Annotated in this window: 15 protein-coding genes; 5 read left to right on the top strand and 10 right to left on the bottom strand. The window is 58.1% G+C overall.

Annotation, left to right across the window (positions count from 1 at the left end; all coding sequences use genetic code 11):
* Positions 1-21 precede the first annotated feature (21 nt).
* The 3 genes from LA5095_RS00470 to LA5095_RS00460 form a co-directional block, all read right to left on the bottom strand.
* The gene (locus tag LA5095_RS00470) at positions 22-1,395 is read right to left on the bottom strand and encodes a glutamate--cysteine ligase (RefSeq protein ID WP_055111021.1); all 1,374 of its coding nucleotides are present in this window, start codon (positions 1,393-1,395) and stop codon (positions 22-24) included.
* A gap of 160 nt (positions 1,396-1,555) precedes the next feature.
* Positions 1,556-3,322: an adenylate/guanylate cyclase domain-containing protein gene (locus tag LA5095_RS00465; protein ID WP_055111020.1), complete on the bottom strand. Its 1,767-nt coding sequence runs from the start codon at positions 3,320-3,322 to the stop codon at positions 1,556-1,558.
* 4 nt (positions 3,323-3,326) lie between these two features.
* On the bottom strand, positions 3,327-4,085 hold the full coding sequence (locus LA5095_RS00460; protein WP_055111019.1) for a 16S rRNA (uracil(1498)-N(3))-methyltransferase: 759 nt from the start codon (positions 4,083-4,085) through the stop codon (positions 3,327-3,329).
* A 214-nt stretch (positions 4,086-4,299) separates the two neighbouring features.
* Here LA5095_RS00460 and xseA point away from each other — a divergent pair, with 214 nt between their 5' ends.
* A complete protein-coding gene (gene xseA / locus LA5095_RS00455; protein WP_055111018.1) occupies positions 4,300-5,868 on the top strand; it encodes an exodeoxyribonuclease VII large subunit in 1,569 nt (522 codons plus the stop codon).
* 170 nt (positions 5,869-6,038) lie between these two features.
* A complete protein-coding gene (locus LA5095_RS00450; RefSeq protein ID WP_055111016.1) occupies positions 6,039-6,632 on the top strand; it encodes a DUF805 domain-containing protein in 594 nt (197 codons plus the stop codon).
* A gap of 116 nt (positions 6,633-6,748) precedes the next feature.
* Here the strand turns inward: LA5095_RS00450 and LA5095_RS00445 are convergent, their stop codons facing one another.
* The 5 genes from LA5095_RS00445 to LA5095_RS00425 form a co-directional block, all read right to left on the bottom strand.
* A complete protein-coding gene (locus LA5095_RS00445; protein WP_055111014.1) occupies positions 6,749-8,119 on the bottom strand; it encodes a TRAP transporter large permease in 1,371 nt (456 codons plus the stop codon).
* Positions 8,116-8,760: a TRAP transporter small permease subunit gene (locus LA5095_RS00440; RefSeq protein ID WP_055111012.1), complete on the bottom strand. Its 645-nt coding sequence runs from the start codon at positions 8,758-8,760 to the stop codon at positions 8,116-8,118. The genes LA5095_RS00445 and LA5095_RS00440 overlap by 4 nt, the downstream gene beginning before the upstream one ends.
* Positions 8,761-8,840: 80 nt before the next feature.
* Positions 8,841-9,857, bottom strand: coding sequence for a C4-dicarboxylate TRAP transporter substrate-binding protein (locus LA5095_RS00435; RefSeq protein WP_055112531.1), 1,017 nt, complete (start codon positions 9,855-9,857; stop codon positions 8,841-8,843).
* 224 nt (positions 9,858-10,081) lie between these two features.
* Entirely contained in the window at positions 10,082-11,479 is a 1,398-nt protein-coding gene (locus tag LA5095_RS00430) for a sigma-54-dependent transcriptional regulator (RefSeq protein ID WP_055111010.1), read from the bottom strand.
* Complete coding sequence (locus LA5095_RS00425) at positions 11,476-13,263, bottom strand: sensor histidine kinase (protein WP_055111008.1); 1,788 nt, start codon at positions 13,261-13,263, stop codon at positions 11,476-11,478. The genes LA5095_RS00430 and LA5095_RS00425 overlap by 4 nt, the downstream gene beginning before the upstream one ends.
* Before the next feature lie 168 nt (positions 13,264-13,431).
* Between LA5095_RS00425 and LA5095_RS00420 the strand changes: the two genes are divergently transcribed.
* From LA5095_RS00420 to LA5095_RS00405, 3 genes are all read left to right on the top strand, one after another.
* Positions 13,432-14,265, top strand: coding sequence for a universal stress protein (locus tag LA5095_RS00420; RefSeq protein ID WP_055111005.1), 834 nt, complete (start codon positions 13,432-13,434; stop codon positions 14,263-14,265).
* A gap of 377 nt (positions 14,266-14,642) precedes the next feature.
* Positions 14,643-17,372: a bifunctional acetate--CoA ligase family protein/GNAT family N-acetyltransferase gene (locus LA5095_RS00410; RefSeq protein ID WP_055112530.1), complete on the top strand. Its 2,730-nt coding sequence runs from the start codon at positions 14,643-14,645 to the stop codon at positions 17,370-17,372.
* A 66-nt stretch (positions 17,373-17,438) separates the two neighbouring features.
* Positions 17,439-18,983: an MFS transporter gene (locus LA5095_RS00405; protein ID WP_055111003.1), complete on the top strand. Its 1,545-nt coding sequence runs from the start codon at positions 17,439-17,441 to the stop codon at positions 18,981-18,983.
* A gap of 12 nt (positions 18,984-18,995) precedes the next feature.
* Here LA5095_RS00405 and LA5095_RS00400 read toward each other — a convergent pair whose 3' ends face one another.
* Both LA5095_RS00400 and LA5095_RS00390 read right to left on the bottom strand, forming a co-directional pair.
* On the bottom strand, positions 18,996-20,663 hold the full coding sequence (locus LA5095_RS00400) for a thiamine pyrophosphate-binding protein (protein ID WP_055112528.1): 1,668 nt from the start codon (positions 20,661-20,663) through the stop codon (positions 18,996-18,998).
* Positions 20,664-21,023: 360 nt separating this feature from the next.
* Positions 21,024-21,404 (bottom strand): hypothetical protein, encoded by a 381-nt coding sequence (locus LA5095_RS00390; protein ID WP_029062170.1) that lies wholly within the window; start codon positions 21,402-21,404, stop codon positions 21,024-21,026.
* Between the last annotated feature and the right edge of the window lie 21 nt (positions 21,405-21,425).

Genomic DNA, 21,425 nt, shown 5'->3' with positions numbered 1-21,425 from the left:
ACGCGCACCTCGATTACCAGACTAGTAAGCGTATTCGCGAAACACCTGCGTGATGTCACCGTTCCAGGAGCCGTTGTAGCGCTGCAGCAGAATGTCTGCCGGGCACATGCCCGCGGCAAGGCCTTCCTCGAGCGGCGCCAGGTGGACTCGTTCGTCCAGGTCGCCGTCGCTAAGCCGGTTGCGCCGCTTCAGTCCCTCTTGCGCCAGGGCCAGTACATCCTTGGCAACGTCGAGAACCGTTCCTTGCCGGAAAGGTGTCTGCAAGGCCGACCCCGGAACGCCGCTGCGCAATGCGGCGCGCTCTTCCGCGGTCCAGTCCTTGACCAGTTCCCAGGCCTGGTCGAGCACACCGCTGTCGTAAAGCAGTCCGACCCAAAGGGCGGGAAGCGCGCAAATGCGGCGCCAGGGCCCACCATCGGCCCCACGCATCTCAATGAATTTCTTCAGTCGGACATCCGGGAAGAGTGTTGAAATGTGGTTGTTCCAATCGCCAAGACTTGGCGTGGCATCGGGAACCCTGCCTTCCAGCGCCCCCTTCATGAACTGGCGGAAGGTCGTATCCGTCACGTCGTAATAGGTCTCTCCGCGCTTGACGAAATACATCGGCACGTCGAGTGCCCAGTCCACGTAGCGCTCAAAACCGAACCCTTGTTCGAATACAAAGGGAATGTCGCCTGTTCTGTCCACGTCGGTATCGGTCCAGATCTGCGCGCGGAAAGACTTGAACCCGTTCGGCTTGCCGTCGGTAAACGGAGAATTTGCAAACATGGCGGTCGCGATCGGCTGAAGCGCAAGGCCAATGCGCATTTTGCGGATCATGTCGGCCTCTGAGGAGAAATCGAGGTTCACCTGGATCGTCGACGTTCGATACATCATGTCGAGGCCGAGCGAACCGACCTTCGGCATGTAATTGGTCATGATGTCATAGCGGGACTTCGGCATGCGCGGAATTTCCGCACGCGTCCATGTCGGCGTCATGCCGATTCCCAGGAAGCCGACACCCATCGGCTCGGCGATCTGGCGGACATGGGCCAGATGCTGATTGGCTTCACGGCAGGTCTGGTGGAGATTTTCCAACGGGGCTCCGGAGAGTTCGAACTGTCCTCCCGGCTCAATGGAAATTGCACCCCCACCCTCGTTGTCGGCGAGACCGATGATCTTGCCTGCGTCTTCGATGCGCTCCCAGCCAAGGAGACTTTCCATGCCTTCCAGAACCGCTTCGACTCCGTTGGAACCTTCATACGGAATGGGAGACAATTGCTTCAGACAGAAACCGAACTTCTCGTGCTCTGTGCCGATCCGGAAACGGTCTTCCGGCTTGCAGCCCTCTTCGAGAGTTGCGGCAAGGTCCGCAACAGTTTCAATCGGTGTGGTATCGACCGTATCGCGGGCCATGAAACCGTCCTAAGTGTCTGCGCGGCAAGTCACGAAACGCGTTGTGAGCACTCTCGTTTCCGCATTGATCCGGCACGTTTCATGTAAAACGCACTCGAGCTTGCGTGATTTAGGAGGCTTGAAACAAGAATGCAAGGAAGGAAACCGCAGATGCGTTCGTTCACGCAATTCTGAACACGGATAGCGGATCGTCCCGACCACGCAGTTGCACCGGGCCGAGACTGGTTGTGCTCGCACCTTCCGGCAGATGCGCCATGGTTTGCGCGCTTGCAAGCGCAATCACCTTTGCGTCGGGGTCGACCAGTTTACCATATTCCTGCAGTCTCGCAGCGACATTCACGGCGTCGCCAATGACGGTGTAGTTCATGCGCGAGGAGGTTCCGATATCGCCGACAACCACCTTTCCGGTGTGCACACCTATCCGGACCCGCAAATCGATGTCCGGTGACTGATTGATCCGTTCAGCGAGAGACTTGACCGCCTTGATCGCCATGGCCGCGTGATCGGGCTGGTCGGACGGCGCGCCCCAGAACGCCATGACACCGTCCCCCAGAAACTTGTCAATCGTTCCCTGGCTTTCGGCGATCGCATCGGAAACAGTTTCGAAGTACCCGTTGAGGTAAGACGCGGTTTCCTCCGCAGACAGGTGAGAGGCCAGCCCGGTAAAACCCGCGAGGTCGGCAAAAACGATCGTCATCTCGCGCAATTCGATATTCCGCGCACTTGTCATGCCTTCTTCGATTAGGCGGGACACAAGCTGCCGGGGAACATACCTGGCAAAGGCGTTCAGCGCACCGACAGAACCGTTGAAGGCCTGGTTGACATGGTCCAGCTCGGCCAGCCGTGACCGCGGCAGACGTTCAGCCGCCTCAAAATTCAGTTGCCGCAGCTCGGCGGCGGAATGAGCCAGCCGTCTCAGGGGTCTGCCCAACATGCGTCCGACCATGAAGGACAACAGCGCCCCAACGAACAACGCGACAATTGCGGCATAAAGGACAATACGGGTCTGATCGAGTGCAGCGCCGAACTGATCTGCCTGATAGAGCGTGCCGACAATCCAGCCCTCGGCTGGACCTTCATCCACTTTGGAGAAGATCGCCGTGAACATGCCTCTTTCACCGGGAAACACCCGGCCATCAACCTCCCCTCCCATATTGTGGGCCTGTTGCTGATCCTTCCAGATCAGGTGCAAAGGAGTGTTCTTGAGGTCCGCAAGATCCGGCAGGGGGCTTTGCGGTCTGGAAGCAAAATCGTTTTCCGGCACCCCCTCCACCACGATTGCCTTGTCCCGGCTTTCCAAAAGAAACACCTTCTGCCGGCCTTCCCAGGACATCTGGTCAGCAATCCCGGCAAACACGGGCTGAGGGTAAAAGGCGAAAAGCGACCGGGTGTCGCCAAGGCCGAGTTCCGCGACCAGAACCGCGGTTGAAAATCCTTCCTTGTACCGGAATGGCGCCCAGGCAACGATCGGTTTCTCGTCACCCGGTGTTTCACTCAGACCCGTTTGCCCGAGTTCCAGCATTGCGCCGTCGGGCAAGAGCCTGAGATAAGGTGCCAGATCTGCGTCCCCAAACTGCTCGCCGGATGCGGAGGCATGAACAGCAATCGACCTGAGGAACTGTTCCTGCTTCTGGAAAAATTGCTTCAGGGTCGCTTCATTGCCCTTCAGAACGGCCAATGCCTGCTCATCCAGCAATCGCCCGGCGATCCGCCTGTCGGCAGACGCCATATAGGAAATGATGATGCCGCAGATCACGACCAGCAGCAGTGAAAAAACCAACCCGAGCGCTATTCCCACGGGAAGCCGGAAACGATTGCGGTCTGTCTCCATCACAGCATCGGAATCCGGTTGATCCACACCGGATTTTTCAAGCGCCTTGCCACGTCCGGATGAGGAATCTCCCGGTGGAAGGATGTCCTGCTGCAATGAGTTATCTCCAGTCGCCAACCGTTGCCTGTATGATGGTCAATGCGGCTACCGCCGCAGTATCGGCCCTCAATATACGGGGTCCGAGCGGAATTGCGGTAACGAAATCCAGACCACGCAGATGGCTGCGCTCGTCGTCGGAAAACCCGCCTTCCGGCCCGACGATCACCGCAAGCGGTTGAGGACCGGCTTCCTTCATCTGTGCAAGGGTCAGCAATGGATTGTGCGTTCCTTCCGCCTCGTCGCAGAACAGCAGACGGCGGTCCGGATGCATTTGCGGCCACTCGGCCAGGACGTCTTTCAGAGACTGTGGACCAATGACTTCTGGAATTGAAAGAATGCCGCACTGTTCAGCGGCTTCGATGACATTGGCTTCCATGCGCTCGAGGTTGATGCGGCTGGACTGAGTGTGCTGGGTCATGACCGGCTGGAGACTGCCCACACCCATCTCCACCGCCTTTTGCACCATGTAGTCGAGCCTGGCATGTTTGAGCGGCGCGAATAGATAGATCAGATCATTGTGCTCGGTCTGCTCCCGCGTGCGCTCCATCACCTGCAGTGCGCAATCACGGCGGCTGCCGCTGGAGATTTTTGCAAGCCATTCCCCGTGATTGCCATTGAAGACCAGCAAGTAGTCGCCGTCCTTCATCCGCAGCACATTCATCAGATAATTGGCCTGGCTTCGGTCGGCCTCGATCCTGGCGCCTTCGGCAAGAACGTGCCGCAAAAACAATCGCTGCATCTTGTATTCGTATTTTCCCATGTGTCGAACGTAGGCGACCGATTGTGTATGTTTCAAGGCGTATAGTCGGGCCTTGCCTGAACTACACAACATTCAGTGACCAGCGGTGTCACAGCCTTCTCAAGTCGCGCGACAACGTGTTCACTTTCCCGACGGCATGAGGATGACGTGACCCGGCATCTTGACCCGTCACCGGCAAGCAGCCACTTTCGGGTTAAGAAAAGGAATCACACGCGTGAGCGAAACCCCGTCCAACGTCGCCGAATTTTCCGTCTCCGAGATTTCGTTCTCCATCAAGCGCACGATGGAAGACACCTTCGGATATGTCCGGGTGCGCGGCGAACTGGGGCGCATCTCACGTCCGGGGTCGGGCCATATCTACCTGGACCTCAAAGACGACAGGGCGGTTCTGTCCGGCGTCATCTGGCGCGGTGTTGCCTCGAAGCTGAAGATCCAGCCGGAACAGGGGCTGGAGGTGATCGCCACGGGCAAGATCACGACATTCCCGGGTCAGTCCAAGTACCAGATGGTGATCGACGCGCTTGAACCAGCTGGTGCCGGAGCGCTGATGGCACTTCTGGAAGAGCGCAAGAAAAAGCTCGCGGCAGAAGGCCTTTTCGCGGAGGAACGCAAGCAGATACTGCCACCCTTGCCAAAAGTGATCGGCGTGGTCACGTCACCGACCGGTGCCGTCATTCGGGACATCCTGCACCGGATCTCCGACAGGTTTCCGCTGCATGTGCTGGTCTGGCCGGTTCGCGTGCAGGGAGAAACATCGGGTGCGGAGGTTGCCAACGGTATTCGCGGTTTCAATGCGCTGGAAGCCGGCGGCGCCATACCGCGACCGGACCTGCTGATCGTTGCGCGTGGCGGCGGCAGTATCGAAGACCTCTGGGGCTTCAACGAGGAGACCGTGGTGCGGGCTGCTGCTGACAGCCAGATCCCCCTGATTTCCGCTGTCGGACACGAGACCGACTGGACGTTGATCGATCTGGCCGCCGACGTTCGCGCACCCACACCCACAGGGGCTGCGGAAATCGCTGTCCCGGTAAAGGCCGAGTTGATGGCGATGGTCGACGACCGTTCGCGGCGGCTCAACTCAGGTCTTGTCCGGTTCGTCACGGGCCGAAGAACGGAACTGAGGGCGGCGAGCGCCGCCCTGCCGGCCCCGCAAGACCTGCTGGCGTTGCCACGACAAAAATTCGACACGCTTGCCAACGGTCTCGAGCGCGCGCTGATCGTCAGCACGAAAAGTCACAGATCCACATTGCAGAACCTGGAAGGGCGCCTCTCTCCCCTGCTGCTTTCGCGGCTCAGTTCCAAGGCGCGGCAGGATCTCAGCAATGCCAGCGACCGGCAGCAGCGCGCACTCACTGTTGCGGTTGCTCAAAAGCGGCAGGCATATACCGCTGTCGCTGCGCGTCTCACGCCTTCTCGCCTGTCCCAGCAGACGCTACTCGGCCAGGAGCGCGTCACCGGGCTTTCGGAACGGCTCGACAGGGCTTTCCTCGCACGCGTTACCCACGAGAAAAGCAGGCTCGACGGATTGCAGAAGTTGCTCAAGTCGCTGTCCTACAAAGATGTTCTTGCGCGCGGATATGCCGTTGTCCGCGATGAAGCCGGACAACCGGTCAGATCCGCAACCGCTATTGCCTCAGGTGCGGCACTTGCCATCGAGCTGGCCGATGGAACAGTGGATGCCGTGGCGATGAGTGATAGCGCCGCTGCCACCCCCCGCAAAGGCGAGACCAAAAAATCCACTCCTTCAAAATCGAGGCCGGAAAATCAAGGAGATCTGTTCTAGCTTCCCGATCTCATTTTTGGAAAATCCTGCCACCCGAAAGGAAGCAGACCGACCCCTTGTTTTCTTCAATCCGCTTAGGGTTAATTTAACCAGTTCCCTTACCGCTATCTTAAGTTGTCTCCCCTAGCGTAAGCCGAAATGATTGAGCTTGTAGACGGGGCAGTCAGAAAATGCAGCGCAAACAATTCGGCAAACGCGGTGTTCAGCAATCCGTACCGCAATTCGGCGACAGGAACACGAGCTACGCTTCCGCAGGCATGCCGGCCTATGCATCGGCTGGCGGTGGTGCAGCGACTTTCGAAGACGACGACAATTTTTCCATCGGAAAGATGCTGGGACTTGCGTTCGGCATGCTCTTCAGTTTCCGGGGCCGTCTTGGCAGAATGGAATACTGGGTAATCGGATCCATTCGGTTCGTCCTGTTCATTGCCGTGTTGATCGCGTTTGTCTTCGCAGTCGGGCCACACATGAGTGGCCTGTCGGAAGAACAAGCGAATATTGCGCTTATGAAATATGCATTCGGCACGGCCAAGGGCGGGGTCATGACGTTTCTGCTTCTGACCCTGACATTGTGCCAGTGGTCGCTGGAAGCCCGGCGTTGCCACGATCGGGACTCCTCTGCCCTTTATCTGCTCATCCTGTTCATACCGATCGTCGGCAGCTTGTATGCCATCTATCTCTTCATCGTGAATGGTTTCTTTCCCGGCACTCTTGGCCCCAACCGATTTGACACTGTTCGCAGCCAGGCACAGATTTTCGACTAAGCGCATACAAGCAGATATCGGGACAAAAAACCGCCGCTGGAGCGCCAACTCCAGCGGCGGTACTTTTTTTCGCGGGTGTCATCCAACACCTTACCGAGCGTGCTTGCGGCCCGGCATCATCCCATGAGGGACGGCAACAGCGTTATGATCGACGGAAACGCGAGCAGCCCGGCAATCGTCAGGACATCAGCAACGAAAAACGGGATACAGCCCCGAAAGACTTCCTGAACCGGAATATCGGGCCGCACGCCCGAGACGACGAAACAGTTCAGGCCTATGGGCGGGGTGATCAGACAGAGCTCCGCCATTTTCACCACCAGAATGCCGAACCAGATTGCACAGGCCTCCCCCGACATGCCAAATGCGCTGTCTGCTGCCGAAACACCTTCGCCGCCATTCAGCGCGATCACTGCCGGATAAACAACAGGAAGGGTCAGGATCAGCATGCCGATCGCATCCATGAACATTCCGAGCACGGCATAGGCCAGCAGGATGCAGATCATGACGATCCACGGGGAAAATTCCAGGCCGACGATAAATTCCCTGAAGGCGTCGGGTAATCCGGCAAATCCCAGGAAACGGACATAGACCAGCACACCCCAGATCAGGGTGAAGATCATCACGGTCAACCTGGCGGTTTCATGCAAGGCCTGTCCGAGCTGTTTTACCTTCATGCCCTTTGCAAAGGCGACGACCAGAACCACAAAGGCCCCCAGAGACCCTGCCTCGGTCGGTGTTGCCAGGCCAAAGAAGAACGAACAGAAGATAATGGCAACCACGGCAACGATCGGCAGTGTTCCCGGTACGCTTTCCAGGCGTTCCGCCCAGGTGAACCCCTTGACGGCCGGCGCGTCGCCGCGCCAGGCAGAGACCGCCACGATGATCCCGACATAGATCAGTGCTGAAAACACACCCGGCAGGAACCCGGCAATCAGCAACTTGCCCACCGATTGTTCGACCAAAATGGCGTAGATCACCAGAATGGCTGACGGCGGTATCAGTGAAGCCAGCGTGCCGCCGGCAGCCACGACGGCGGCAGACAGCCGTTTGGAATAGCCCGCCGCAAGCATCTCGGGAATGGCGACCCGGGCGAAGACCGCTGCCGTTGCTACCGACGCGCCGGAAACCGCCGCAAATCCGGCTGTGGAGAATACCGTGCCGACGGCCATGCCACCTGGAAGCCAGCCGAGCCACCTTTTGGCAGCCTCGAACAACTGCTTGGTGAAGCCTGCATAAAAAGCCAGAAATCCGATAAGGATAAATGTCGGCAAAACCGAAAGGGCATAAGTGACGGATTTTGAATGCGGGATTGTGCCAGCCATCTTCAGGGCGACGAAGAAGCCCCGCTCAAACCCCATCTTCATGGAGAAATGAACGATCAGCCCGACAAGACCCGTGAAGGCCGCGGCAAAAGCCACGCGGACACCGAAAACAACAAGGACCAGAAGCACTCCGGTCATCAGGATGCCAACTTCAAACGGGGTCATCTGGAAGCCTCCTCATCGGTTTCATCACCAAAGGCTTCTTCGATCTCGTGCTGCGCAACGTCCTCGACATTCTCGATCATCGGAACCTCGACCGGTTGTCTTGCCGGATTGGCGACCAGGCGGGCGTATCCGTAAATCTGCAGCAGGAGCCGCAGGAAAAGCAGGCCGAGCGCCACCGGGATCACCAGTTTCGACGGCCAGGTGGGGAGGCGAATGTCCATGGTGCTGTCGCCAATGGCCCACGACCGGTCAAAATGATACAGCGATCCCCAGATCAGCAGGGCGACAGTAAAGGCGATCAGCATGACGCCGAGCATTTCGCAAATGTAAAGTGTGCGGCCGCGCAACTGTCCGAGCACAATCTCCATCCGGATATGTCCTCCCACGCGCTGGCAATAAGCAACGCCCGCGAATGCAAAGATCGCCATCGCCTGCTCGGTGATATCGATGAACCCGGGTATCGGCGTGTTGAACAGCAGCCGTCCGAGTACCTGCGCAACGGCGAGCAGGATCAACGCCAGAATGGAAAACGCGGCGAATAGGTTAAATCCGTTTTCGATATGGGCGAGAAAGCCGCTGAAGTGGATGTAGGTGGTCGGGCGCTCCGGATCGGAACGTCCAGCGGGATCGATTGTCATCATGAGTGTCAGCCCCGAGGCAGAGCTTTCCGGCGCTCATTCCGCGCGCCGGAAAGCAACAAGGTCAAACCAGCAACGCGGGCTTATTCGGCAATGGTCTTCTTGACCATGTCGAGCAGTTCCTGCGCCGGAAGACCAGCGGCTGTCTGCTCTTCGATCCAGGCGTCATGGATCGGGCCGGCCTTTTCAGCAAAGGACGTCAGTTCCTCATCCGTGAATTCCACCTGGACAACACCACGGTTTTCCAGTTCCGGCCACCACTTGTCGTAGACCTTCGCATAGGTGGCGAGATAGTGGGCAAGCGCGGGATCGACGGAGTCGTCAAGTGCCGCCTTGAAGTCATCCGGCAACGCGTTGTAGGCGTCGACATTGACGACGATCGGGCAATGAACGGTGCCCGGGTTGAGGTTCTTTGTCCACCAGTCCGCAACTTCCACGACCTTGAAGGATAGGTGTGCGTGCGGTGCAAATCCGGCAGCCTGAACCGTTCCGGAATCAATTGCCTGATAGGTCTCGGAAGCCGTTACGGATGTCGGAACAGCACCGACTGCGTCCATCAGCTTGCCCAGTCCGCCAAGCGCGCGAACACGCATGCCGTCGAAATCGGAAATCGATTTAGGCACCGCTCCCTTGCCGGCAAAGTTATATTGCGGCATCGGCGACGGCATCAGCAGTTTCGCGTTCCAGCGGCCGAGGTCTTCCTGAACTGCCGGATGATCGTAGAGCGCCTTTGAAACCTTCACTTCGGTTTCGAGGTCATTCACGCCAAGAAACGGCAATTCCAGAACAGTAAGGGTCGGGTTCTTGTCCGCATGATAGGACGCACAGAACTGAGCCATTTCGAACGCACCGAAGGAAATTCCGTCGAGATTTTCCCGGGACTTCGACAGCGCTCCACCATAGTGCAGCTTGATTTCGAACTTGCCGTCCGTCTTTGCGGCAACTTCCTCGGCGAGTTTTTCAACATGCTCGGTGAACGCCCGGCGCTTGCCCCAAAGGGACACATTCCATGTCACGTCGGCGGCGAAGGTTTCGGTGGCGAATACGACAGACAGTGCAACCGCCGATACAGCGGTCGCGGACTTCAGTGAAAAGAGCATGAAATCCTCCCAGATATTTTGCTCATTTCCTTGGCGACTCACCCCGCAGGCAATTCACCTGTGAGCCGTGCCAAGTCGACGGGATCTAAGCACAGGACGTGCCAATTGCGAACTGGTGACGTAACTGCCTGTGACAACAAGTCTTTCGTAAAGAACAAGCGATCCGTGAGCTTACGGGTTGGCAAGAATCCGCCTATCGGAAACATCAATCGGCGGATTTCCGCCTAAACCTCAACTGTATCTGCATTGCTAGGCTGCTCGCGGGTGAGGCCATGCCGTGCCATCTTTTCGTTCAAGGTCCTGCGCGGAAGATTGAGTTCCCGCATCACATCAGCGACGTGTCCCTTGTGCCGCCTGAGAGCGCTCTCGATAAGGCTGCGCTCATACGCGTCCATGAGGTCCCTGAGCCCGCTCGACGGTTTCAGCGTTGCGGCTCCCCTGTGCCCGGTCACCAGGACTTCCAGCGGCTGCGGACTGACAGCAGCATTCAATACGAAACGTTCGGCAGCGTTCCGCAACTCGCGAACATTGCCCGGCCAGGCATAGGTTTGCAGGAATGCTTCATCACGCGCCGAGAGACCGGGGGTGGATACCGCATATTGTGCCGCCAGACGATTCAGGAACGTATCGAACAAAAGCAGACTATCCCGCCCCCGTTCGCGCAACGGCGGCAGGTGAAGTTCGATCGTGTTCAGCCGGAACAACAGGTCTTCGCGCAATCGGCCCGACCGAACCGCTTCCCGTGGATCCAGGTTGGAGGCACTGACCAGCCGAACGTTCACATTGACCGGTTTGGTGCCGCCAATCCGGTCCACCTTGCCTTCCTGCAGTACCCGCAGGAGTTTCGGCTGAAGGGTGAGCGGCATTGAAACGATTTCATCCAGAAACAGCACGCCATTGTCGGCTGTTTCGATCCGGCCGATATGTCTGCGGTCCGCACCGGTAAATGCTCCGGCTTCGTGACCGAAAAGCTCCGCTTCCACCATTGACTCGGGCAAGGCAGCTGCATTGACAGCGACAAACGGTGCTTCGTTGCGCTGGCTGAATTCATGGAGCGCCTGAGCAATCACTTCCTTGCCGGTGCCGGTTTCGCCCGTGATCAGGACAGCCGCGTCCGTTCCGGCGAAATGCAGGATCTGCTGGCGAAGCGTCTCGATCTCCGGACTGTTTCCGATCAGCCGGCTCTCAAGACCGGCTCCGTCGGCAAGCTGTTTCTTCAGCGCACGATTTTCCGTAACAAGAGCACGCTTGTCGGACGCCCGGCGAACCACTTCGGCGATGTGGTCCGGATCGAACGGCTTTTCGATGAAATCATAAGCTCCGGCCCGCATGGCCTCGACTGCCATCGGAACGTCACCATGCCCGGTGATCAGGATAACCGGCAGATCGGCATCATGTGAACCGATCCTGCGCAACAGGGAAAGACCGTCTTCGCCTTCCAGCTTCACATCAGAAACGACACAGCCATCAAAACCGGCAGCCAGCCTCGACATGGCTTCATCGGCTGTGGCGACCTCGAGCGTTGCAAAACCGGCAAGCCGGATCCACTGTCTTAGCGCCGCCCTCATGGAGGGGTCGTCATCGACAATAAGAACTTTCTGGGTATCCGGCTGTCCGGTCATTCTGCGGCTTCGATATCCATGTCCTGAGTCTGGCTTGACGGTCTCATTCCGCTTTCAATTGCAGGCAGCGTCAGCTCGAACACAGCTCCTTTAGGCGTTTCTGTCCTTACAGACAAGCTGCCTCCGAGGTCCTCGGCAAGGCGCATGGAGATTGCCAGACCAAGACCCATCCCTCCAGAACTCGTCTTCGTGGAGAAAAACGGATCGAAAATCCGTTCACGCAAGTCTTCCGGGATACCGGGTCCGTTGTCAGAGATCTCCAACCGGATTTCATTGTCAATCAGCTGCGCGATCAACCGAACTTGACCTTCTCCTTCCGCCGCGGCCGCGTCGGCGCCGTTGCGCAGGAGGTTCACCAGGATCTGCTCTACCCGCAAGGGGGCGGTTTCGGTTTCAAGCGCAGTGTCCGGCAGCTCCATTTTCAGGAAAACACCCGTTTCCTCAAAGCGTGGCCGGACAATCTTTTCCGCTGTCCGGATACTTTCCCTCAGGTCGATTTTCTCGATCCGGCTTTCTCCCGGACGAGCGAAGCGTTTCAGTTCCTGGGTGAGGTTTGCCATGCGCAGCTGGATACCATCGATTTCCTTGAGGTTCTCAACAGCGGTCCCGGTATCGCCCTTGTCCAGAAACTTGCGGGTTCCTGCAACGAACATCCGTAGCGCGGAAAGCGGCTGGCTCAGTTCGTGAACAACGGCTGCCGACATTTCGCCGACAGCAGCGAGGCGGTTGGATCGCGCCAGACCGCGCTGTGCTTCCAGCAATTCCCGTTCGATCCTGCGGCGCTCCTGGATCTCGCCCACGAGTCGCGTGTTGAGTTCCTTCAGGTCCGCCGATTCCTGGCGCAGCTGGACCGAGGTCTTGCGCAGCCGACGGCCACGCAGAACCAGCAGGATGACCACATAGACCAGGCAAAGCGTGATGGTAACCGCCCAGATCGGCAATACGCTTTTGCGCGTTTCTTCCACGGGCACAAGAAAATGCAAGGTCCAGCCAAGCAAACCGACCTCTGCGGATTTGTGCCTGAACATATTGCCGTCAATCGTAACCAGTTCACTTGAAATGACCGGCTGATCGCTGACCGGGAGAAGGCTTTGCGAGGCATATTGCCGTGTCGTATTGATCGTCTGGCGCACGCCTGGCGGCAATTCGGACAGCGTACGGTAGCGCCATTCCGGCCGGCTTGAGAGAAAAATCACGCCGTTTTCATCAGATGCAAAGACCGTTTCCCCGCCTTCGGCCCAAGCTGCCTCGAGAGGACGCATGTCCACTTTGACCACGGCCGCTCCGATCGGCTTGCCCGATACCGGCGTTGGCCGTGCCAGAAACAGACCGGGTTCGCCCAGCGTTGCCCCGATCGCGAAAAACTGCCCCTCTTCTCCCTTGATCGCGGATTTGAAATATGGACGAAAGCCATAATTCTGGCCGACAAGCGACAGCTCATCCTGCCAGTTGCTTGCTGCGAGCGTCGTTCCGTCTTCGTTCATGACATAGAGCAGGTCAGCACCGGAATTGTCGGCCATTTCCTGCAGAAACCGGTTTGCACTTTCAATTGGCCGCCCGGACTGAAGAGCGAATGTCGCCCTTGGATCGCGGGCAATCATGTAAGGAAGATAGCGATATTTCTGGTACTCACCCAGGATCGTCTGGCGATAGAGCGTCAGACGTTCCGCGGCCTTGCGATCGACACTGTCCTCATCCAGATCCATAAAAAGCTGAATGAGGACAAAGGCGGCTGCAATGAGCAGAAGCGGCGGTATTGCCAGATATAACCAGCTTTTCGACATTCCCTGTTATTGCCCATTTTTTTGAGCTGCGCCAGAAAACTGAATTGAGAACAAATCGGTGTTGACGAAAAAAACTATTGATACGCGTCAAGGACTCTCGTCATGCGTGTTGGTTAGTGTTTTCATGTGGCTGGCTTGCAGTCGTGTTCCAGGCCAATGGAGGAATGAATGCCAATCAAAGATGTTTTGACCATTCTCGACCTTGCAGGCGATCAGCCTGCCGCAAAATACGCCTTGGAATTCGGTCGAACCCACGATGCCCATGTTACCGGGCTCGCGGTATCGTTCGAACCCGTCGTACCTGCCTTTGCCGCCGCACCGATGCCTGTCGACTACATGCAGGCCGCACACGAGCAAGCGATAGCTGCCGCTAACGAGGCCAGGAAGGAATACGACGAACTTGCCCGGCTTGCCGCCGTCAACAGCGAAAGCCGGCTGGCCGAGATTCTGACAGGTGGTCCGTTGGAAAACGTCCTGGTTCACTGCCGCCCGACAGATCTGGTTGTCATCGGCCAGGCCAATCCGGATCGACCGGAACCGATGCGCGAACTGCTCATTGAAACGGTGCTTTTTGAAAGTGGCGTTCCGGTGATGCTCGTGCCCTATATCGGCAGCACGGCTTTTCAACCCAAGAATATTCTGGTCGGCTGGGATGGAAGTTCCACGGCAACCCGCGCCATTCACGCGGCACTTCCTGTTCTGGAAAAAGCCGAGAGCATTACCGTTCTCGTGATCGAGAAGAAGGCTTCTGCCGGGGAAGGTCAACCCGGCGCGGATGTCGCCAACTACCTGGCGCGCCACAACATGAACGTCACGGTCGAGGTCGTCGTCAATCCCCAGACGAGCGTCGCCGACACGGTGCTCAACCAGGTATCGGACAATGGCAACGACCTGGTTGTCATGGGTGGTTACGGGCACAGCAGAATGCGGGAGTTCCTCTTCGGAGGCGCGACCCGGGAAATCCTGGAGGCCATGACCGTTCCGGTCTTGATGGCTCACTGAGGAACCGGAAACCGTCTATCTCCTGCGGGTCTGCCGCAAACAGACCCGCAGGAGGGAATTGCCTCGGTCCTGCGCTGGAACGCGTTCTTCCAGGTGAGGTCGAATTGGCAGATGCAAAGGGTGAGACCTGCTAGGGCCGGCACGAAAGACAGGCTTCCTGCCCGGTTCCGTGCAGCCGTTCAACGTCGTTCTGGCGCACCATTACGATCCGGTCAATTCGTCTGGCAACAACATTGCGAGCCCTTGAAACCCGGACGGTTTCTTGCAATTTTTTAACCTTGTATCCGGGTAAAATCACCGTCACCATTTCAATCTCATTCATGAGGGCATGACCGGTTTCGAGCTCAGTACCGGCTGTGTGGAAAGGCTCAGGTTCCGTGACCATTCGCAATCTTGAAGGCTTCTTCGCACCTAAATCCGTCGCCGTCATGGGGCCCTGCAGACATCCGGGTGTCCTGACGGAAAAACTGGTCGACTGCCTGCACGACATAGAAACTGAACATCTCGTCTCACTGGTCGGCATCGAGGAAGACATTTCCTTCAAGGGTACCAGGTGCAGATCACTGGACGATCTGGATGTCATGCCTGACCTGGTGATTTACCTCGCCCGAAGCGATGACCTTCCGGCAACGATCGAAAAGCTTGGTGCGGGTGGCACCCGTGCGGTTCTGATCCCCTCGCCCGGATATGAGACATGGGCGGAACCGCTCATGCAAGAATGCCGTGAAGCTGCCCGAAGAACAAACCTTCGACTGATCGGACCGGGCAGTCTCGGTGTTGCCGTACCGGCCAGCAAACTGAACGCCCTTTTGAGCGCCGAACCACCCACGCGAGGCGATATCGCGTTTTTCTCGCGTTCCGGTGCGGTGCTCAATGCAACTCTTTCATGGGCAAGAACCCATAATACCGGCTTCTCCGCCGTTGTGTCGCTTGGTGCGCGCATCGATGTCGATCTGGGCGATCTGATTGACTATTTTGCCCAGGACTACCGAACCCGCTCGATCGTACTCCATCTCGAAGGCATTGCATTTCCGCGCAAATTCATCTCCGCAGCGCGGGCCGCGGCACGCAGCAAACCGGTGATCGTCATCAGGTCCGGCAAGAGCCGGGATACGGGTGGATCGGGCCGCACCCATGCAGGTCGTCTTTCCAGGACCGATCTTGTCTATGAAACGGTGTTCCGTCGCACCGGCCTGTTGCGTGTCCATGATCTTGACGAAATGTTCGAGGCACTGGAAACCCTGTCGCATATCCGTGTGCCCCGCTGCAACCAGGTTGCTGTCATTGCCAACGGTCGCAGCCTTGCGAGCCTGGCGGTTGACCGGCTTCAGGACCTAGGCGCGCAATTTGCGACCTTTAGCGCAGAGACCAGACAGGAACTGACGGCAGTCAGCCGGGAGCCATCAGATCCTGAACCGACCCCGGCAGCGGACGGATCCGTCATTCTGCGGGAAAGCGTGTCTGCGGCGGACATCACGACGGCGATCACAACAGTTCTGAAAGACCCCGCCGTCGACGGAGCAATCGTTCTCCAGGCCGCAAGTGCCTTCCAGCCCTTGAGAAGCATCGCGAATGCCATAACCGATGCCGCTGCCACCGACCGGCGCCGTTCAGGACGCAAAAAGGCTCTGGTCGCCGGCCTGATCGGCAGTGATGGCGCGATCAGAGCTGAACTTTCTGCCGCCAAGATCCCGAACTATGCCAGTCCGGCCGAGGCAGCCCGCAGCCTGATGCATCTGGTGCATGACGCCCAGGCGCGTGAGTTCCTGATGGCAGCACCGCCAAGCCTGCCGACCAACTTCACGCCGGATGTCGAACGCGCACGTTCCATCGTCGAAAACGCGTTGCAGGAAGGACGAAACTGGCTTGATCCCAGGGAAGCCTTCGACGTCCTTGCAGCCTATGAACTGCCCCTCATGAAGACGGTGATGGCGACAACAGCCGAGGAGGCGGCCAAACTCTCGCGCGCGTTGTTCGAAACATCCAGGCACTGCGTTGCGAAACTGGTTTCGCCCGATTTGCCGTTCAAGTCACGGATCGACGGTGTCAGGCTGGGACTTGAAAACCCCGAGGCCGTCGAGAATGCCGCCAGGGAACTGATTGGCAACACCAGACGAGATTATCCGGATGCCGAGATCGCAGGAATATCCCTTCATCCGATGCTTGAAGACCGTCACGGCATGGAACTTTACATGGGACTTGCGGAAACACCGGAGTTCGGACCGGTTCTCGTCTTCGGACACGGCGGCACCGCAATAGAAGAAAGCGAGGACATTTCGCTCGAACTGCCGCCGCTTGATCTCAATCTTGCCGACGCCCAGATTGGCCGGACACGGATCGCACGGCTTCTGGAGGGTGGGCCTTCCCGCCCGGCGCTCGACAGGTCAGCCCTCGCCCAGGCCCTGGTCAAGCTGTCCCAGATCACAATCGACATTCCGGAGATCAACGAACTCGACATAAATCCGCTGGTGTCCCTGCCCTCGGGGCTGATTGGCCTTGATGCCCGCATGACCCTTTGCCATCCCGAACACCGCCCAGGGAGAACAGGCGGATCGCGCCTTGCCATCGCTCCCTACCCGCAGGAATGGGAACAGACACTCACGCTCAAGGGTGACAAGGAAGTCTTTGTGAGGCCGGTCCGGCCCGAGGATGAAGACCTTTTCAAGAGTTTCTTCGAAACCATCACACCGGAGGATCTTCGGCTACGCTTCTTTGCACCGGTTCGGGATTTCAGTCACCGGTTCCTTGCCAGGCTTACTCAGCTTGACTACGCCCGTGCCATGGCGTTCGCCGCGATTGACCCGAATGACAACGGGCTTCTGGGGGTCGTTCGTCTGCATGCCGACCCGGACCACCAGACCGGAGAATACGCAGTGATGGTGCGCTCCGACCTGAAAGGGGTCGGCCTGGGCTGGGCGCTGATGAAACTCATCATCCGATATGCCAAGGCCGATGGGATCGAAACCGTCAAGGGCGAGGTTTTGAAAGAAAACACGTCGATGATCTCCATGTGCCAGGCGCTCGGTTTCACCGTCGGCACCTCACCGGACGACCCGGGTATTGCCCTCGTTACGCTCGCCGTATCGGAAATGCCGGAAGACATTTGAATCTGTTGCCAGATTTTCCAACGACCTCTACCGTGGGGCACCGGCGTGCCAGTTCTGGAGGGGCATATGGACAGCAGAGCCAAACGTATCCTGGGAGCCGTCTCGGTCCCATCCTTCATGATCGGCACGGATTTTACCGGGGCCATGCTCCTGGTGACACCGATCGAACAGGAATACTCCGTCGACATAACGACAACCCAATGGGTTTTGAACGCCTATGCGCTGACATTGTCCATGGGTCTTGTTGCCGGTGGCCGACTTGGTGATCTGCTCGGCCATCGCAGATACGTGCTGATCGGTCTCGGCATCTTCTTTGCGGCTTCGATCGCCTGCGTGTTCGCCCCAACCGTCTCAGCGCTCATTTTCGCAAGAGCCGCGCAAGGTGTCGGATCTGCGCTCATCTGGCCCTGCATTCTCGCGCTGGCTGCAACTTCGGTTGAAGAAGACGAACGGGGCAAGGCGATGGGCATCCTGATGGGGACCGTCGCTGGCGGAAATGTACTTGCGCCGTTCATTGCCGGGTCGCTGGCCGCACTCGGCGACTGGCGCGGTTTTTTTGTCTTCAATGCCGTGTTTGCAGTCATTGCCGCGCTTCTCATTTTCCGTTTCATCGACCGGGAAAAGGAACATGCGCGGGATGAGACGGTTGATTTGTCCGGCATGGCCGTTCTTGCCATTGCGGTGTTTTGCCTTCTCTTCGGACTGGATACCGGAGCGGACAACGGCTGGTTCAACGGAACCACTCTTCTGCTTTTTGCCGGCGCCCTGGTGTTTTTCGCCGCTTTTCCGTTTGTCGAAAAATTCGTGAAGGATCCGATGATCCCGCTGCCGATGATGCGGAATCATCAATTTGTCAGGACGCTTGCGCTTAACGGTCTGCCGGCCATCGTACTGTTCCTGTGTCTGCTCTACCTGCCCCAGTACATGCAAAAAGTCCTTGGCTGGTCGATATTCTGGAGTTCGATGGGCATGCTGCCGCTTGCAGTTGTCGTTGCCTCAATGAACCTCGCGGTTGGTAACTACTACAATTCCATCGGTCCTCGAAAACTGATGGCCGCCGGCCATGCGTTTCTGGTTCTGGGTTGTGTCCTGATGCTCTTCCTTCAGACCTCCTGGGGTTATGTCGCACTGGTACCGGTGATGATTGTCGTGGGTATCGGAGGAGGCCTTGTATTCGGGCCGGCCGGGACCGCCGCGGTCAATGCCGTCGGAGCGCAGGGTGCCGGTCTTGCCGGAGGTCTGTCCTTCATGTTCCATCTCGGGCTTGGAGCGATCGGCATCGCCTGTGCAACTGCCATGATGTTCGTCACGGCGATCAAAAAGGTCGAGACGATCGTGTCGTCCGCCGGTATCAAGCTTCCCCTCAACGAGCTCCGCGTGTTGGCGGCGGGTACTCTCGATGACCCGGCGGTCAAATCGATCACGGAGCGTTATTCAGGCAAGGATATCGACGTGATCAACACAGCAGTGCGCGACAGTTTTGCAGCTGGTCTGCACGCTGCATTCTGGTTCGGACTCGCCGTGGCCATCATCGGCGTTGTTGTCTCTGTCAGTCTGGACGAGAGCAAACTGCGAACCGATGCTCCGGAGGATGACGCCGCGGAGATCTGATCACAAGTCAGGTCATTGCTTTGCCTGGGCGGCAGCGCGGATCTGGCTCAGTGACGCCGCCGGCGTGATCGCCTCAGGGTCGAGTTTCATGTGCAGGATCGCTGGCATGCCGGAAGCCCGTGCCGCCGCATAGGCCGGGCCAAAGTCTTCCGCCGTTTCAACTGTCGCCCCAAACGCGCCATAGGTTCGGGCCAGGGCAGCGAAGTCCGGATTTACCAGTTTTGTCGCCGACGGTCTGCCGGGATAGGTTCGTTCCTGGTGCATTCGGATCGTGCCATACATGCCATTGTCGATGGCCAGAACGATGATGTTGGCCCCTTCCTGACAGGCAGTTCCGAACTCCTGCAAGGTCATCTGAAGGCAACCATCTCCGGCGAAGCAGATCACTTCGCGCCCCGGAAACGCAAGTTTGGCGGCCACAGCTGCCGGCAGACCGTACCCCATCGAACCGGATGTCGGCGCAGCCTGGGTACCGTAGCGGCGGAACCGATGGAACCTGTGCAGCCATGTCGCGTAGTTTCCCGCGCCGTTGGTACAAATCGTATCTTCGGGAAGGTTCGCTTCAAGCCAATTCATCACGGCGGCCATCTGCAAGGGCCCCGGTGTTTCCGGTCGCGCTCCCGACCAAGCCAGATAATCCTTGTGCGCCCGGGTCGCTTCGCCCGCTCCCTTGATTTCAACGGGTGGCTGAAGTCCTTCAACGGCCTTGCAGAAGGCTGTCGGGCTGGCATTGATCGCAAGATCCGCGCGGTAGACCCGCCCAAGCTCTTCCGGATCGGGATGGATGTGAACCAATTGCTGATCGGACGCCGGAATTTCGAGTAGCGAATAAGACTGGCTCGGCATTTCGGAGAGCCGTCCGCCGACGAGGAGAACAAGGTCTGACGCCTTTATCCGGGCGAGCAACTTCGGGCTTATGCCGATACCGACGTCGCCCGCGTAATTCAGGTGGAGATTGTCGAACAGCATCTGACGGCGGAAGGAGCAGGCAACAGGCAGATCGAACCGCTCGGCAAAGCGCGTGAAGGCGGCGACGGCATCTTCCGACCAGCGGCTCCCCCCGAGGATCGCGATTGGCCGTTCGGCAGCCCAAAGCCTTTTCTGGAGTTCCGCCATTTGCGTCAGACCGGGATGTGTCTCCACCTGCTGCCAGGCCGGCGGCTGCGCGACGGTTGCCGTCTCGACAAGCATATCTTCCGGCAGGGCCAGAACTACGGGTCCCGGACGCCCGGAAGTCGCAACATGGAAGGCACGCGAGATGAATTCGGGAACCCGATCCGCCTGATCGATTTCGGCGACCCATTTGGCGATGCCGCCGAACATCTGCCGGTAATCGACCTCCTGAAATGCCTCGCGTTCTCTCATTGCCCGTTCTATCTGTCCGATGAACAGGATCATCGGGGTGGAGTCATGAGCCGCCACATGCACTCCGGCGGAGGCATTGGTTGCGCCAGGGCCGCGCGTCACCATGCAGATCCCGGGTTTGCCGGTCAGCTTGCCGTGGGCATCCGCCATCATCGCCGCGCCACCCTCCTGGCGGCAGACCGTCACGGGAATCGACGCATCGTGAAGAGCGTCGAGAACCGCCAGATAACTTTCACCAGGCACGCAAAAAACACGATCAGCCCCGTGCCGCTCCAGTGCGTCCACCAACAATTCGCCGCCGGTTTTCTGGTCCATGTTCTGCATCCAGTTCTTCAGAAAAATCAACAATCATTCTATAGCGTAAGAAAGAGAGCGCCGTTAGAACCTGAAATCAGATTTATTGGCAATGAGATCATTCCAAAATGGATTGACCTCATTGTCTGAGAAAGGCGGACATTCAAATGAAAGCACGAGGTGTGCCGGCGCCTGGGCAGCGGGCAATGGCGATGCAATTCCCGATCTCGTCTCGAGGAGGCCCGGGCGGTCTTTGACAAAAACCAGCTGGCAAGCCCGAAATTCGTAACCAAATTGCCGAGGTTCAGCGGGTCTTCCCACTACACCCAGAACGCACCGGAACCTGCGAAACAGTCAGATCGACGGCCTGTGCAAGGACTTTCAAACCGGCTGAACGGTTACGACCTGGAACGTGTGCATATCGCCGTCTTCGTCCTTGATCGACACGTACTCACCCGGATTGAAGGCATGAGCGCCGAAACGGTAGCCCGCCTCATCGTCATCATCGCCGTCAATGTCGTAGTGAAACGCCCAGGATCCGCCGGGCCGGTGGATCAGATGACCGACTTCCTCTTCTTCACTGCCCCAGAACCGACGGACGCGACAGTGGTCGCGCTCTTTTTTCCAGAGCGTCGCATCAATGTGCCCGGTTTCGTTGAGTGGCGCCGTAAATTCGTACCCGTGCCGCGCGGACCCCTGAGGGAATTCTTTTGTCCGGGCCAGGTTCAACCTGATCTTTCTCAATGCCGGATGGTCGTTCATGGAATCCTCCTGTAAAGACAC

The organism is Roseibium album, assembly GCF_001404515.1.
Lineage (GTDB): Bacteria > Pseudomonadota > Alphaproteobacteria > Rhizobiales > Stappiaceae > Roseibium > Roseibium album.
The sequence above is the reverse complement of the archived record's forward strand: the minus strand, read 5'-3'. Positions and strand labels throughout refer to the sequence as shown.

Excerpts from the sequence above, each read along its gene's own strand:
- LA5095_RS00470 (WP_055111021.1), bottom strand. The coding sequence starts at position 1,395 with ATGGCCCGCGATACGGTCGATACCACACCGATTGAAACTGTTGCGGAC.
- LA5095_RS00460 (WP_055111019.1), bottom strand. The coding sequence starts at position 4,085 with ATGGGAAAATACGAATACAAGATGCAGCGATTGTTTTTGCGGCACGTT.
- LA5095_RS00450 (WP_055111016.1), top strand. The coding sequence starts at position 6,039 with ATGCAGCGCAAACAATTCGGCAAACGCGGTGTTCAGCAATCCGTACCG.
- LA5095_RS00445 (WP_055111014.1), bottom strand. The coding sequence starts at position 8,119 with ATGACCCCGTTTGAAGTTGGCATCCTGATGACCGGAGTGCTTCTGGTC.
- LA5095_RS00440 (WP_055111012.1), bottom strand. The coding sequence starts at position 8,760 with ATGATGACAATCGATCCCGCTGGACGTTCCGATCCGGAGCGCCCGACC.
- LA5095_RS00435 (WP_055112531.1), bottom strand. The coding sequence starts at position 9,857 with ATGCTCTTTTCACTGAAGTCCGCGACCGCTGTATCGGCGGTTGCACTG.
- LA5095_RS00430 (WP_055111010.1), bottom strand. The coding sequence starts at position 11,479 with ATGACCGGACAGCCGGATACCCAGAAAGTTCTTATTGTCGATGACGAC.
- LA5095_RS00425 (WP_055111008.1), bottom strand. The coding sequence starts at position 13,263 with ATGTCGAAAAGCTGGTTATATCTGGCAATACCGCCGCTTCTGCTCATT.
- LA5095_RS00420 (WP_055111005.1), top strand. The coding sequence starts at position 13,432 with ATGCCAATCAAAGATGTTTTGACCATTCTCGACCTTGCAGGCGATCAG.
- LA5095_RS00405 (WP_055111003.1), top strand. The coding sequence starts at position 17,439 with ATGGACAGCAGAGCCAAACGTATCCTGGGAGCCGTCTCGGTCCCATCC.
- LA5095_RS00400 (WP_055112528.1), bottom strand. The coding sequence starts at position 20,663 with ATGGACCAGAAAACCGGCGGCGAATTGTTGGTGGACGCACTGGAGCGG.
- LA5095_RS00390 (WP_029062170.1), bottom strand. The coding sequence starts at position 21,404 with ATGAACGACCATCCGGCATTGAGAAAGATCAGGTTGAACCTGGCCCGG.